This is a genomic window from Kitasatospora sp. NPDC051705, from assembly GCF_044453265.1.
Taxonomy (GTDB): Bacteria; Actinomycetota; Actinomycetes; order Streptomycetales; family Streptomycetaceae; genus Kitasatospora.
Genome location: NZ_JBITCO010000001.1, coordinates 124,887 through 138,214 on the forward strand (window position 1 = coordinate 124,887; position 13,328 = coordinate 138,214).

A 13,328-nucleotide genomic window follows, 5' to 3' on the forward strand; every position below is an offset into this window, starting at 1 on the left:
GCCGGCTGCGCCCGCGGCAGCTGTCTGGGCGATCGTGCTCGCGCTCGTCCTCCGCCGGCTCGCCTCGCGCACCGTTCCTGCGGGCGGGTTCGGGCGCCTCGCGGACGCGGTGACGCTCCCGATCCCCCGGGTGCCGGCGGGAGCATGACCAACAGGGGTGCGCGATGGTCGCCGGGCCGCTCGCCGCACACCGCGAAGGCCCTGGATCGGCCGGCCACGCGGGTCGGCCCCGGTACCTGCTGCCGTGGTCGCGACGTCATCGCGGGCCCAGGTCAACGTCGTCCACGTCACGGATCCGTCCCGGCGGGCGGCCACGACGGGGGAGGTGTGCGGAGGTGTTCTGAAACAGCGTCAGGGCAGGTCAGCGGTGGTTTGCGGGACGGCGTGGCGGGTGGCGGCGCGGGTGGTTCCCGGCCGTACATGTCACAGCACTGTCCTGGCCGCGGCCCGGGCGGAACGGTTCGCCCGGCGGAACGGTCCCGATCTTCGGAAACCCGCTCACACCGAGCACCGAGCACCGCCCGCCCCACCTGGAGGAAACACCGTGCGCGTCCACAAGCTCGCCTTCGCCACCCTGGCCGTCACCGCCGCCCTCTCGCTCACCGCCTGCCAGAACGACGAGCCGGGCACCGCCCAGGGCGCCCCGACCACCGCCCCGGCCGCGACCACCGGTGCCGCCCCCGGCGGCGCTCCGGCCCCCAACGGCCCGGCCTCCAACGCTCCGGCCCCCAACGGCCCTGCCTCCAACGCCCCTGCGCCGAGCGGACCGGGAAAGACCGCCACGCCGCCCGCCGCCGCACCGGCCGGCTCCACCGCGGCCGGGGGTCCCGCCAAGTGCCGGACCGCGGACCTGACCCTCACCGCCACGGACCACACCATCACCGGCGACCCCGCCAACACCGTCGTCGTCGAGCTGAAGAACCACAGCGGCAAGGACTGCACGCTCTCCGGATACGCGGGCGTCGACCTGAAGACCTCCGCCGGCACCCTGTCCGCGAAGCGCTCCGGCGAACCGGTCGTCGCGGGCACCGTGAAGAACGGCAAGTCGACCTACTTCGGCATCACCTACCCGGCCAACACCACGGGCGGCTCCGGCGTCCGGATCACCGGCCTGGTGGTGACCCCGCCGGACGAGACCCAGTCGGTCACCCTGCCCTGGCCCGGCGCCGGCTCGCTCCCCGTCACCGACACCGCCGGATCCCCGGTGAAGATCGGCCCGATGGGAAGCGCCGGCCAGGGCGAGTGACCACGGGCGACCGGCCCCACCCGAAGGCGCAGCGCCGTCCGGCGACAGCCCGCCACGGCAGCCCGCCACGGCAGCGCGACACGGCAGCGCGCGGCGCCACCGGGAGCAGGCGCCCGGACGGCGGCCGGGGCAGGATGTCGAGAACGCCCCACCGGCTCCGTCCCGGGGACATCGGTGGCCACCACCGGCTGCACGAGGGAGAAGGAGGAACCGGCATGGCGGTTCAGCGGATGGACAACGTCGGCATCGTCGTCGAGGACATGGACGCCGCCGTCGCGTTCTTCGTGGAACTCGGTCTGGAACTGGAGGGCAGGGGGGAGGTCGAGGGCCTCTTCGCCGACCAGTGCACCGGACTCGACGGCGTCCACTGCGAGATCGCGATGGTCCGGACCCCGGACGGCCACAGCCGGCTCGAGCTCGCGAAGTACCGCAGCCCCGCCGCGACCAGCCCCGGACCACGCAACCGGCCGCACAACGTCCTGGGCACCCACCGCGTCATGTTCGCCGTCGACGACATCGAGGACACCGTCGCCCGCCTGCGGCCGCACGGCGCCGAACTCGTCGGCGAGATCGCCCGGTTCGAGGACAGCTACCTGCTCTGCTACCTCCGCGGCCCCGAGGGCATCATCGTCGGCCTGGCCGAACAACTCCACTGAGCAGCCGCGACCGGCCCACCCGACCGCCGAGCGGGACGCCGACGGCCACGCCCGGGGTGCGTCCCGGACCGAAGGCCGTGCACGCACAGGTCAGACGGCATGCGCCACCAGGCATCAGCGCACGCGCGAACCCGCGCACGATGATCCGGCACACCGGAACACGCCCGGAGGGCGCCTCGGCGTTCCCCGGGACATCATCACCAAGGAACCGCGTTGAAGAAGAACACTGCCGCGCTGCTGTCACTCTCGGCGGCCACCGCTCTCCTGGTCTCCCTCGCGGGCACCGCGTCCGCGGCGCCCGCCCTCACCGGCACACCCGCCGCAGGGAGCCGGCCGCAGTCCGCCGCCCGCGCCGCAGCACTCCAGAGCTGGCCCATCATCGACTGGGACATCACCGACATCACCTCCGGCGCGGGCCAACACGCAGCCCGCTACTGGAACCTGATCGACGCGATCCACCGCAACACCTACGGCGACGCGACCGGCGCCGACAGCGGACTCGTCCAGCAGACCACCCGCAACGAGAACCGGCTGATCCAGATCCGCGTGATGAACGGCGGGGCCCACCTCGTCTCCGTCTACCTGTGGGCCGACAACCTCTACATCGCCGGCTTCTACTCCCCCGGCGCCAACCAGCACTGGGCCTTCCAGGACGGCCGCCAGCAGCAGTTCCAGACCGACCTCGGCATCACCGCACGCCTCATGCCGCGCACCGGCAACTACAACGGCATCACCGGCGGCAGCACCCGCGAGAACCTCTACCTGGGCGCCACGAACATCTTCGACGCGCTCTACGGACTCCACAACGTCGGCCAGTGGAGCGAGACGACCATCGACCGGGGCATGCTGATGGCGATCACCATCTTCTCGGAAGCCGCCCGGTTCGGCCCGATCTTCAACCGGGTCTACGGGAACATCAACGGCTGGACCAACTACCAGCTGAGCGTGGACTACCGGGACATGGAGAACCAGTGGGGCAGGCTCTCCCAGGCCGCCCACGCCTGGCGTCAGGGCCGCGCCGCCTCCGTGCGGCTGATCGGCAACAACGTCACGAGCTTCGACCAACTGCGGCGCGTGGTCGGCTTCGTCGAGCTCCACGGCTCGGAGGCACTCCTGTAGCAACGGCCGGCTCGCCGGGGCACCGGGGCCGCCCGGACGGCAGGCCGCTGCGCCGGTGGACGGGCGGCACCGGGAAGCAGTGGGGCGCGCCGGGCAGCGGCCATGGGCCGACCGGGTGACCTGCCCGTACCGCTCCCCCGCCCTCCTCGTTCAACCCCGATATCCGCCGCGACCGACCCGGCGGTCCCACCCACGGGGAACACGAAGGAGGGCCGGATGCACCCGGTCATCACCAGGGCCTGCGCACTCGCCACCGCGGCCGCGGCCGTCCTGCTCGCGACCGCCGCCCCGGCCGGCGCGGCCACCGGGCGGCGCAGCAGCGACGCCTGCACCCACAACTGGTCCGGTCCGCAGGTCTGCATCGCCATCGACGGACACGACGACTGGGCGCGGCGCCTGACGGTCACCTGGACCAACCCGGGCGCCACCGCCAGGTCCACGGCACTGCTCCACGAGGGCGACCGGCAGGTCGAGGTCCACGAGCGGATGACCGGCACCGCCCGGGGCGGGAGGATCACCGCCGAGTGGACCGACATCGAGGTCGCCTGGGGCCACCTGTGCGGGTCGTTCACCGACACCCCGAACGTGTGGGCCTGCGTCGACATCCACTCCGGCGGCGTCTACTCCCGCTGAACCCCTGCCCCGTTAGCCCCGGCGCTCCGCCCGTCCGAGTACCGCCCCGTGGAGGCGCAGCACCACGGCCCTGGGCTACAGCGCCTGGTCGGGGGCCGCCAGGAGTACGCACTGCTCGAAGTTCATGCAGCCGCACGCCATGCAGTCCGCGACCGCCCGGCGCAACGCCTGTGTCTGGCTGATGTGTTCGTCGAGCTCGGGGAGTTTGCGGGCGGCGAGTTCGCGCCACTGGCGGGTGACGCCGGGTGAGGTGTCGCCGTTCAACAGCTCGGCGATCTCGGCGAGGGTGAAGCCGGCCCGCTGCGCCATCCGGATCAGCGCGACGCGCCGGACCGTGCTGGTCGGCCAGACCCGCCGGCCCGCCTCGCGACGGGCGCCCGGCAGCAGTCCGCGCTCCTCCCAGTAGCGCAGCGCGGACGCCCGCACCTGTGCCGTCCGGGCCAGTTCGCCGATCCCCAGATACCTCACGCCGACGCTCCATCGAACCGGGTTGACTTCACGCGCGCTTGAAGCACGAGTGTGACGTGCATGTTCTCATCTCCGGGGCGCCTGCTGCCCGGCGCCTACCGCCCGTTGTTCGCCGTCCGCCCGTTCCGCCGGCTGTTGCCCGTGTTCGCACTGTCGGACCTGGGGGACGGCATGAGCACCGTCGCCGTCGCCTGGCTGGCGCTCTCACTCGCCCCGCCCGGTGGGCAGGGCACGCTGGTCGGGGTCAGCGTCGCCGCGTACACGCTGCCGGGTGCGCTCGGCGCGCTGGTGCTGGGCCGCTGGCTGCGGCGGCTGCCGGCGCAGCGGCTGCTGGTCGCCGACGCCGTCCTGCGGGCACTACTGCTGGGCGCGATCCCGATCGCGCACCTGGCCGGGGTGCTCGGCCCGACCGGCTACGTCGTGCTGCTCGGCGCCTCGTCGCTCTTCCACGCCTGGGGCAAGGCGGGCAAGTACGCGCTGTTCACCCCGCTGCTGGACGACGGCCTGCGGCTGGCAGCGAACAGCGTGCTGAGCACCAGTCTCTCGAGTGCGACCGTCCTCGGCCCCGCGCTGGCGGGCCTGCTGGCGGGCACGGTGTCACCGGCGTGGATCATCGGACTTGATGCCGCCACCTTCGCCGTGCTCGCGGTGCAGGCCGGCCGGATCGCCCTGCCGACGGTGCCGACCGGAGCCGGCAGGACGGCCGGGGCAAGCAGGACGGCCGGGACTCCCGGCACGGCCGGTGCCGGTGCCGCGCGGCAGGGGCTGGCGGTGCTGCGGCACCACCCCGAGCTGCTGGGACTGCTGGTGCTGACGTGGCTGTTCAACTTCGCCTACGGGCCGGTCGAGGTCGCGCTGCCGCTGTTCGTCGGGCACTCCCTGGACGACGGCGCGGGCCTGCTCGGTGCCTACTGGGCAGTGTTCGGCGCCGGAGCCGTCCTCGGGGCGCTCGGCGCGGGAGCGGCCAGGAGGCTGCCGCTGTGGCCGACCATGATCGCCATCGTCGCGGGGCACGGCGTCGGACTGTTGCCCTTCGCGGCCGCGCACACCGCCGTGCCGTCCCTGATCGGCTTCGCCGCCGCGGGGATCGTCTACGGGCCGTACTCGGCACTGTCCCTCGCGTTGCTGCAGGACAGGACGCCGAGCGGCTCGCTCACCACCGTGCTCGCCGCCCGCAGCGCGGTGCTCATCACGGCCTCGCCGCTGGGTGCCACGCTCGGCGGACTGCTCCTCGACCGGGTGTCCGCGCCGGTCGTGCTGTGCGGCTGCGGCGTCGCCATGATCCTCATAGCCGCCCTCGCCGCCACTTTCCGCGCCTTCCACCACTTCCGCCCAGTGCGGCGGACCCTGCACCCGTGTACAGGCGAACACCACCTGGCCATCCCCCTCGACGACCCTCCGAAGAGCCCCACGGACCCCGCGGACCCCGCGGAGCAGCACCGGAGCGGTATGCCCGCGCCCGGACGGTGAGATGCCCGCGAGCACGACCCGGGCGAGGGCCGCCGGGCCCGACCGGCGACCGGATGCCGGGACGGATGCAGTCATCCGGCTGATCCTCCACCCCTCCCCCGGGACCACGGTTCACCGTCGGATGACGGATGCCCGGCCCGCGGCTGCCGGGGACAGTGGAGACGTTCCGCGAGCAGACACACCATCACCACACCACCGGAGTCATCACCGTGAACAACCTGTCCGGCAAGCTCATCCAGACGGCCGGCGCCCTGGGCCTCGCCGTGGCCGCGCTGACCACCCTCTCGGTCTCCCCGGCGGCGGCGGGCACCGCCGCCACGGCCGGCTGCACCAAGGCCTTCCGGTTCGACAACGTCCAGGTCGAGGTGGACAACTGCTCCGACGGATGGGTGTGGATCAAGGTCGGTGACGGCACCTACTACAAGGGATCCGTCCGCGCCACCGACGAGTTCGGCTCCGAGAAGACCGAGCTGGCGGTGGACCAGGGCAAGGACGTCGCGACGAAGTACATCGGGAAGATCAAGAGCATCAAGATCTGTGGCACCAAGTACCTCGGCTGGGCCCCGCCCCGCCCGTTCTGGACCTACTGCAGCAACCAGATCAACGTCTACTGAGCAGCACCCCGGGCTGCCGGACCGCATGGTCCGGCAGCCCGGGACCCTCGGCGCAGCAGGCGCGGCGCAGCACCTTCCGCCCCCTCGTCGCCACGGCCCTTCCGGCACCACCAACACACCCAAGGACGGTGGTTCACGCATGTTCACCTCGAAGACGATGCTCCGCGGCGCGGCCGCAGCGGCGACCGCGGTCGCGGCCCTGATCGGCCTCGGCGCCGGACCGGCGCAGGCCGCCGGCTGGCCGCCGCTCCAGCCGGGCGCACACCTGTACACCGGCACCGGAGGGAGCGGGACGGCCACCACGGTCGACCTGGGTGACCTCGGCACCTGCCACACCCTGTCGGCGCCCGCCCGCTCGGTCCAGATCGCCGACGGCTCCGCCTCCGTGACGCTGTACCCGGGCCCGGGCTGCACGGGTGCGGTCCCGTGGGCCACCGGCTCGCTGGCCCAGTCCAACCTGCCCTGGGCGATGCTGAGTTACCGGGTGGTCCCGGCCTGACACAGGCCGCGGCGGCTTCGGACGTGCAGGCGGTCGGCCGCCAGGAGGCCGGCAGCCCGGCGGCGGCGAGCCGTTGCTCCGCCACCGCCGGGCGCGCCGCGGCGGCCTCCCGCTCCGGCGATCAGCGGTGCTCGAACCCGGTGACCATGGCCTGCAGGCCCGCGTCGAACCACCGCTGGTAGTAGTCGAGCTCGGCCTGGTCCTGCGCCGCTTCGGCCCCGTCGCCCTCACCCCCCTCGGCCCGCTCCCCCTCCGCGCCCGGGCGCGCTCCCACCTGCGCCAGGGCGTGGCCCAGCGTGTAGACGCCGACGGACTGGATGCGGATCAGCGCCTCGTCCTGCGCGACGCCGGCGGCGGTGAAGCGCTCGAGCAGCACGGCCAGGACCGGGACGGCCGTGTCCGGGTCGACCGGGTGGGTGGCCAGGAGGGGCACCGCGTTCGGGTGTTCCAGCAGCATGCGGCGGTAGGCGGCCGCGAATCCGGTCAGTGCCCCGCTCCAGGTCGGCCCGGCGTCCAGGTCGGCCAGCGCGGTGGCGAACAGGTGGTTGACCACCGCGGACAGGATGGCGTCACGGCCCGGGAGGTGGCGGTACAGCGACATCGCCGCCACCCCGAGGTGCGAGCCGATCCGCCGCATCGTCAGCGCGTCCAGCCCCTCGCGGTCGAGCACCTGGATCGCCGCGGCGGTGATCTGGTCCACGCTGATCTGCGCGGGGCGGCCTCCCCGGCCGGGTCGTGATGCCTGGTTCATGCCCTCAGCGTGACAGAGTCACCCGGCCAGGGTGACGGCGAGGGTGCTGGCCGTCATCGCCAGGGTGAGGACACCGACCACCATGTGCTGGACGTCGGGCACCACCGCGCGCCCCTGCGTGGGCAGGACCTTCAGCGTGCGGGCGTAGTCCCGGGCGTAGGAGTCCCGCTGCGCCGCCGTGCTGATCCCCGCGTAGGGCAGCCACCAGCTGGCCACGTGGCCGACGGTGACCAGCAGGCACAGCACCAGGGCCGCGATCCGCGAGGCCTGGTGGTCCAGCGCGACGCCGCCGGCGATGAGCAGCGGGATCGGGTAGTTGACGGCCGCGTCGCCGAGCCTCTCGCGGCGGTTGTCCCCTCTCAGGTCGTTGAGCGGGAACATCGGCACCCACTCGGTGAGCATCAGCCAGGCCAGCCAGACCAGCGGCATCGTGACGGCGATCGTGTGCATGGACATCCCCCTGCGGGTCGAGGCGTTCGCGTGCGGCTGCAGCATTTGAGTACAACGTAAGCTTACGTGGTAAGCATACATGCGGGAGATCGCACCCCACCGCCCCAGCAGCCCACCGGCCCCTCCGACGCCGGTGTCCGAAGATCGGGCTAGGGTGGTCGGGACCGCGATCCGACACGCCACGGGGGGACCATGACCACGCTCGCCAACCGGCCGAACAGCGCCGTGATCGTCATCGACATGCAGAACGGCGTCGTGGCGGAGGCCCACGACCGCGACCGGGTCATCGCCACCATCGCCGCCCTGGTCGACAAGGCGCGCACGGCCGGCGTGGACGTCGTCTGGGTCCAGCACAACAGCGACGAGCTGCCCCGGGGCAGCGAAGCCTGGCGGTACGTGCCCGGGCTCGTGCGGCGGGACACCGAGGCCCTGGTGCACAAGACGTACGGCGACTCCTTCGAGGAGACCGACCTGGAGTCCGTGCTCGCCGAGCGCGGCGTCGGCCGGCTCCTCGTCTCGGGGGCGCAGACCGACGCGTGCATCCGCTCGACGCTGCACGGCGCCATCGCCCGCGGCTACGACACCACGCTGGTCGCCGACGCCCACACCACCACCGACCTGAGCCGGTTCGGCGCCCCCTCCCCCGACCAGGTCATCGCCCACACCAACCTGTACTGGCAGTACCACACGGCCCCCGGCCGGACGGCGGGCACCGTCACCACCGCCGACGTCACCTTCACCACCGCCTCCCCCGCCTGACGAGCGCCGGAGCCGGCCCCCGGCAACCCGGCGAGCCGGCCTGGCCCCGGGCGCCAGGCCGGCTCGCCTGGCTCCGGCGCCCGGACCGGCGTGCCGCCGCCCGACGTCACCCTCCACGGGCGGCGCGACGTCGGTCGACGGTGACGGAGAGCTGCGACGTCGGCCGGGCTTGCTCCCCCCTCCCCGGATCGGCGCGAGCTCGACGATCCGGCGGGGGATCGGAGAGCCGACACCCGGGCCCGGTGCCGCAGGCCGTCAGCTCGCGGCCTGCTCCGCGGGGAAGTCGGTGCTGAGAGTGACCTCCCGCCAGCCGTCGAAGGCGGCCCCGAGCGCGTCGAGCTTGGCGGTGGCGATGTCGTAGGCGGCCTTGCCCAGCAGCAGGCGCAGCGGCGGCTGTTCGGCCGTGACCGCGTCGATGACCGCCCGGGCGGCACGGGCCGGATCCCCGGGCTGGTGACCGTGGGTGGCCAGGGTGCCGGCGCGCCGCGCGCCCGCGGTGGGGGCGTAGTCGTCGATGGCGGTGGCGGACTGGCGCATCGACGGCCCGGACCGGTCGGTGCGGAACGCGGCGGGCTCGACGATCGTCACCTTGATGCCCAGGGGGGCGACTTCCGCGGCGAGCGCCTCGGAGAGGCCTTCCACGGCGAACTTGGTGGCGTGGTAGTAGCCGGTCGCGCCGAAGCCGACCAGGCCGCCGAGCGAGGAGATGTTCACGATGTGGCCGGCGCGGCGGGCGCGCATGCCCGGCAGGACGGCCCTGGTGGTGTCGACCACTCCGAAGACGTCGGTGTCGAACAGGGCGCGGACCTCCTCGTCCTCGCCCTCCTCGACGGCGGCGAGGTAGCCGTAGCCGGCGTTGTTGACCAGGACGTCGATCCGTCCGAAGGCGGCCTGCGCCCGGGCGACCGCCGTCGCGATCTGCCCGGGGGCGGTGACGTCCAGCGGCAGCGCGAGGGCGCGTTCGCCGTGCCCTCGGACCGCCTCGGCGACCTGGCGGGGATCCCGGACGGTGACCACACGGCCGGATGCCCTGGTCGGCGGTCCGGCAGTGCCCGTCGGACGGCCGGCCGGGTGTCAGCGGGAATAGAGCGCGATGCCGTTGGGGACGCGGCGTTCCTGTCCGTGGTCGAGGGAGTTGCGGACGTCGACCCGCCCGGTCGCGTGGTCGCGCGTGACGAGGGTGCTGGAGGCACCGCCGTCGAGGTAGACGCCCTCCTCGCAGGCCAAGGTCCCGAGCAGGTCGGCGAGTTCGGCGAGTGTGAGTCCGGTGGACGTCCCCTCCCGGCCGTCGGTGACCACCAGGTACAGCCGGCGGCCGCCGTCGGCGATGCCTGCGGCCGTCCGGGGTTGCACGGTGGCGGTGTCCAGGTCGGGCAGGAGGCGCCCGCCCCTGAGCAGCGGGTAGGCGCCCAGGGCGAAGACGAAGGGGACGCGACTGGTGGAGGCCAGCCGGTACTCCACCGTCACGGGGGTGCCCGGGGCGAGGGCCTTCAGTGCCCCGGCACCGGCCTCGCGTCCCAGCAGCACCTCCGATCCGGATGCGATCGGCCCCTCGCCCGGGGCCTCGGCCGTGGCGTCGACCCGACCATGACTGACCGTCAGTTCGAAGGTGTCGTGGGTGCAGGGCGCCGCGCGGTCGTGGTCGCGGCCGCACGCGGCACGGGCGCGTGGGGTGCTGCCCCACTGCGGGGTGAACACGCCGATGGAGCCTTCGGGGAGCGCGTACTGGTTGAGGCCGCCCAGCGGTACCGGGCCGGCGGGGGTTCGCAGGACCCCGTCGAGGGTCAGGCGTGCGGTGCGGGCCCGACCGTCCACGCCGACCCCGATCACCTCCTGGCCGGTGGCCCCCGACGGCAGGGCCCCACCGAACCGCTGGCCTTCGGGGACGGCCGCCTTCAGCGGTCGACCGTCGAGCACGGCCGCCCCCACCGCGGCTCCGGTGGCCGGGATGCCGGGGTGCTGCTCCTCGGTGATGTCGAAGAAGTCCCCGTTGACCGCGGCGACCGCCCCCTGACGCTCGGCCATCGAGGACACCGGAGCCCGGTCGGCCACCGCGCCGGGATACAGCAGCCCGACCCGTACCCGCGGGTCGTCCAGGTCCACGCTCAGCACGTGGACCCTGGTGGCGCCGTGCCCGGTGGCGAAGGAGAAGGCCCGGTAGTCGATCCCCGGGGCGACGTCCTCGACCACACCACCCGGCGACGGATCCGCGGCGCGCGCGGGACGGCCCGCCCCCACGGTCAGGACGAGCAGGACGACGGCGGCGACGGCACGGACCCGGTTCACGCCCCCACGGTCCCGTCCGGGCGTCCCGGGGCAGGGCAGGCACAGCACGAGCCCGACGGACGTCACCTGGACGGCGCCCGGTGTGCCGGGGCGGCCGCCGAAGGCGCGTCAGGGGGTCGCGCCATCCGGGGCACCCTCGGCCGGGCCCGAGCAGGCCGCTCCGCCGGGGCGATCGGTCAGCGGCCCGGATCCGAGGGGCTCCCCATCGTCGCGGGGACACCGTCCGGCAACCGCACCGCGTTCGTGCACGGATACCCGGCCACGACGTGCTTGGCGTACTTCAGTGCTATGCCGAGGACGGCCCGGCCGACCTTCTCGGACGCCGGGTCGGTGAGTTCGCCGGCCCTGACCGTGATCGCCACGTACGGCTGGCCCATGCGCACACTGTCCGGGTTGTCGCACCGGAACCCCAGCGACACCCGCTCTGGCCAGACCCACCCCTGCACATCCGCGCCGAAGTCGAGCCGGCTCGGCCCGTCGCGGCGGCGCGACGCATCCGGGCCCAGGGTGTCGGTCATGACGGCCTGGTCGATCGACAGCACCTGGATCCACACCAGGTCCTCGGCCGTCTGCTGCCCCACGTCGCACTGGTGCGCCTCGCGGGCGGGGTGGAGCTCGGTGTGGTCATCGTCCGACTGGTACTGCTCCATCAGCTTCCCGTGCACGTGATCCGCCAGGGGCAGGAGGTCCGCGCGGGTGAGCACCGACCAGCAGGCGCCGGCCGGCAGCTCCACGGGCGCGGGCTCCGATCGCCACCATGCGACTCCCGCCCCGACCCCGCCGAGCACCACGGCCACCCCTCCTGCGGCGAGCCACCGCCGCCGGCGCCGCCCGCCCTCAGCCATTGACAGCCCGCATGAACAGCCCCGAACTGTCGGCCGCCCCCACCCTCACCTGGTTCGCAGCCGCCGTGGGAAGAGCCACGGATTCACCCGTCGCTCGAAATCCAGATCAACCATCCGAACCCCCCAGTTGCGCGGTCTGCCTGTCATGAAGCCCCCGGTCGACCCCGATCATCAGGGCGACTCTCCAGCAGCGTACTGATGGATCCCTGTCAATCACGTGAGTTGAGCAAGCCTTGAGGATGGACGCCTTCGCGGGGAGGGCGAAGCGTACGGGCTTGCTCGCACGCATTCGCCCAGCCCGGCTGCCACCACCGCAAGCCTGAACGGGCACGCCGCTCGTCCGGATGCCGTACCGCGACGTCGGCGTCAGAGTGTCAGTGCCACCCGCTAGCGTCAGGCCGGGCGTGGGAGACACCCCCGCCCACCGCAGGCCCCCGGACCCGCAGGCTCGAAGACCCGCAGGAGGAGGACCACCATGGCCACCTTCACGCTCGTTCCCGGTGCCGACGGCCATGCCTGGTTCTGGCACCGGCTGGTGCCCGAACTCCGGGCGCGCGGGCACGACGCCATCACGATGGACCTGCCGGGCGAGGACTCCGCGGGGCTGGAGGAATGCGCGCAGGCCGTCGTCTCCGCCGTGGAGCAGCACGGCGGCCTCACCGGGCCGCTGGTGGTGGTGGCGCAGTCGCTGGCGGGCTTCTCGGCCCCGCTGGTGTGCGGGCGGCTGCCGGTGCCCGTCGCCCAGTTGGTGCTGCTCAACGCCATGGTCCCGGTGCCCGGGGAGACCGCCGGGCAGTGGTGGGAGAACACCGGCCAGGCCGCGGCCAGGTCCGCCCACGCGGCCGCCACGGGCCGCGGTGCCGATCCCGCGTTCGACATGCAGGCCGACTTCTTCCACGACGTCCCGGCCGAGGTGACAGCGGAGGCGCTCTCGCTCGGCGGCTCGGCTCCGCCCGCCGCGCTGTTCGCGCAGCCGTGGCCGCTGACGCACTGGCCGCAGGTGCCGACCAGGTTCCTCCAGGGGCGGGACGACCGCTTCTTCCCCCTGGAGTTCCAGCGCAGGATCGTCCGTGAGCGGCTCGGCCTGGAGGTCGAGGAGGTCCCCGGCGGCCACCTGGCCGCACTCAGCCGGCCCCGGGAACTGGCCGACGCGCTGCTGCGCGCCCGGCCCGCGTAGCGGCGAGGTCGTCGCGGCTCCACGCGGCCCGGTCCGGCCGCTACTCCCAGTCGGTTCCGCGCTGGACGAAGCCCTCATCTGCCCCTTGGCCCGGTTCTGCGACGACACGCCCCAGCCACGACGACGTGTAGCGCGGGGGCGATCCCCGTCGTGACCCAGACGTCCCCCCCACCTCGACACGGCGCCGACCTGAACGCCATGGTGTGATCGAAAACGAGGTGACCGCCACCCGCCCCGGTGGCGGTCACCCTGCTCGGCAAGACCCTGCGGCACACCATCGATGTACTGCCCGCCTGGGCAGACGTGCAGCTGCCCGCCACACCGTCGACGAGCGGGAGGACGCCGGCGCCCGAGC

15 protein-coding genes are annotated in these 13,328 nt (G+C 73.5%); 9 read left to right on the forward strand and 6 right to left on the reverse strand.

Features of this window, described 5'->3' with window-relative positions:
• Nucleotides 1–544: 544 nt before the first annotated feature.
• From ACIA8Q_RS00540 to ACIA8Q_RS00555, 4 genes are all read left to right on the forward strand, one after another.
• Complete coding sequence (locus tag ACIA8Q_RS00540; protein ID WP_360215659.1) at nt 545–1,246, forward strand: DUF4232 domain-containing protein; 702 nt, start codon at nt 545–547, stop codon at nt 1,244–1,246.
• Between the two features lie 215 nt (nt 1,247–1,461).
• The gene (locus tag ACIA8Q_RS00545) at nt 1,462–1,902 is read left to right on the forward strand and encodes a VOC family protein (RefSeq protein ID WP_360215662.1); all 441 of its coding nucleotides are present in this window, start codon (nt 1,462–1,464) and stop codon (nt 1,900–1,902) included.
• Nucleotides 1,903–2,115: 213 nt separating this feature from the next.
• The gene (locus ACIA8Q_RS00550) at nt 2,116–3,021 is read left to right on the forward strand and encodes a ribosome-inactivating family protein (RefSeq protein ID WP_360215665.1); all 906 of its coding nucleotides are present in this window, start codon (nt 2,116–2,118) and stop codon (nt 3,019–3,021) included.
• A gap of 216 nt (nt 3,022–3,237) precedes the next feature.
• Nucleotides 3,238–3,654 (forward strand): hypothetical protein, encoded by a 417-nt coding sequence (locus tag ACIA8Q_RS00555; protein WP_396316497.1) that lies wholly within the window; start codon nt 3,238–3,240, stop codon nt 3,652–3,654.
• A gap of 75 nt (nt 3,655–3,729) precedes the next feature.
• On the opposite strand, the gene ACIA8Q_RS00560 is transcribed toward ACIA8Q_RS00555, so the two are convergent.
• Nucleotides 3,730–4,122 (reverse strand): MerR family transcriptional regulator, encoded by a 393-nt coding sequence (locus tag ACIA8Q_RS00560; protein ID WP_360215671.1) that lies wholly within the window; start codon nt 4,120–4,122, stop codon nt 3,730–3,732.
• Nucleotides 4,123–4,182: 60 nt separating this feature from the next.
• Between ACIA8Q_RS00560 and ACIA8Q_RS00565 the strand changes: the two genes are divergently transcribed.
• The 3 genes from ACIA8Q_RS00565 (at nt 4,183) to ACIA8Q_RS00575 (ending at nt 6,705) form a co-directional block, all read left to right on the forward strand.
• Entirely contained in the window at nt 4,183–5,592 is a 1,410-nt protein-coding gene (locus ACIA8Q_RS00565) for an MFS transporter (protein WP_360215674.1), read from the forward strand.
• Between the two features lie 209 nt (nt 5,593–5,801).
• A complete protein-coding gene (locus ACIA8Q_RS00570; RefSeq protein ID WP_360215677.1) occupies nt 5,802–6,206 on the forward strand; it encodes a hypothetical protein in 405 nt (134 codons plus the stop codon).
• 139 nt (nt 6,207–6,345) lie between these two features.
• Nucleotides 6,346–6,705, forward strand: coding sequence for a hypothetical protein (locus ACIA8Q_RS00575; protein WP_360215680.1), 360 nt, complete (start codon nt 6,346–6,348; stop codon nt 6,703–6,705).
• 121 nt (nt 6,706–6,826) lie between these two features.
• Here ACIA8Q_RS00575 and ACIA8Q_RS00580 read toward each other — a convergent pair whose 3' ends face one another.
• Both ACIA8Q_RS00580 and ACIA8Q_RS00585 read right to left on the reverse strand, forming a co-directional pair.
• Entirely contained in the window at nt 6,827–7,456 is a 630-nt protein-coding gene (locus ACIA8Q_RS00580) for a TetR family transcriptional regulator (RefSeq protein WP_360215683.1), read from the reverse strand.
• Nucleotides 7,457–7,474: 18 nt separating this feature from the next.
• Nucleotides 7,475–7,951, reverse strand: a complete 477-nt coding sequence (locus ACIA8Q_RS00585) for a hypothetical protein (RefSeq protein ID WP_396316498.1) — start codon at nt 7,949–7,951, stop codon at nt 7,475–7,477.
• Nucleotides 7,952–8,098: 147 nt separating this feature from the next.
• On the opposite strand from ACIA8Q_RS00585, the gene ACIA8Q_RS00590 reads away from it, so the two are divergent.
• Nucleotides 8,099–8,665: an isochorismatase family protein gene (locus ACIA8Q_RS00590; RefSeq protein WP_387900435.1), complete on the forward strand. Its 567-nt coding sequence runs from the start codon at nt 8,099–8,101 to the stop codon at nt 8,663–8,665.
• Between the two features lie 255 nt (nt 8,666–8,920).
• Here ACIA8Q_RS00590 and ACIA8Q_RS00595 read toward each other — a convergent pair whose 3' ends face one another.
• The 3 genes from ACIA8Q_RS00595 to ACIA8Q_RS00605 all read right to left on the reverse strand — a co-directional run bounded on the left by ACIA8Q_RS00595 (nt 8,921) and on the right by ACIA8Q_RS00605 (nt 11,685).
• Complete coding sequence (locus tag ACIA8Q_RS00595; RefSeq protein WP_396316499.1) at nt 8,921–9,682, reverse strand: oxidoreductase; 762 nt, start codon at nt 9,680–9,682, stop codon at nt 8,921–8,923.
• A gap of 57 nt (nt 9,683–9,739) precedes the next feature.
• Nucleotides 9,740–10,951, reverse strand: a complete 1,212-nt coding sequence (locus ACIA8Q_RS00600) for a phosphodiester glycosidase family protein (RefSeq protein WP_360215695.1) — start codon at nt 10,949–10,951, stop codon at nt 9,740–9,742.
• A gap of 176 nt (nt 10,952–11,127) precedes the next feature.
• Nucleotides 11,128–11,685 (reverse strand): hypothetical protein, encoded by a 558-nt coding sequence (locus ACIA8Q_RS00605; RefSeq protein ID WP_360215698.1) that lies wholly within the window; start codon nt 11,683–11,685, stop codon nt 11,128–11,130.
• Between the two features lie 586 nt (nt 11,686–12,271).
• On the opposite strand from ACIA8Q_RS00605, the gene ACIA8Q_RS00610 reads away from it, so the two are divergent.
• Complete coding sequence (locus ACIA8Q_RS00610) at nt 12,272–12,973, forward strand: alpha/beta fold hydrolase (protein WP_360215701.1); 702 nt, start codon at nt 12,272–12,274, stop codon at nt 12,971–12,973.
• Nucleotides 12,974–13,328 lie beyond the last annotated feature (355 nt).

Bases quoted from the DNA above. Each gene is read 5' to 3' on its own strand.
- ACIA8Q_RS00565 (WP_360215674.1), top strand. From the start codon at position 4,183: ATGTTCTCATCTCCGGGGCGCCTGCTGCCCGGCGCCTACCGCCCGTTG.
- ACIA8Q_RS00545 (WP_360215662.1), top strand. From the start codon at position 1,462: ATGGCGGTTCAGCGGATGGACAACGTCGGCATCGTCGTCGAGGACATG.
- ACIA8Q_RS00555 (WP_396316497.1), top strand. From the start codon at position 3,238: ATGCACCCGGTCATCACCAGGGCCTGCGCACTCGCCACCGCGGCCGCG.
- ACIA8Q_RS00580 (WP_360215683.1), bottom strand. From the start codon at position 7,456: ATGAACCAGGCATCACGACCCGGCCGGGGAGGCCGCCCCGCGCAGATC.
- ACIA8Q_RS00590 (WP_387900435.1), top strand. From the start codon at position 8,099: ATGACCACGCTCGCCAACCGGCCGAACAGCGCCGTGATCGTCATCGAC.
- ACIA8Q_RS00610 (WP_360215701.1), top strand. From the start codon at position 12,272: ATGGCCACCTTCACGCTCGTTCCCGGTGCCGACGGCCATGCCTGGTTC.
- ACIA8Q_RS00585 (WP_396316498.1), bottom strand. From the start codon at position 7,951: ATGCTGCAGCCGCACGCGAACGCCTCGACCCGCAGGGGGATGTCCATG.
- ACIA8Q_RS00575 (WP_360215680.1), top strand. From the start codon at position 6,346: ATGTTCACCTCGAAGACGATGCTCCGCGGCGCGGCCGCAGCGGCGACC.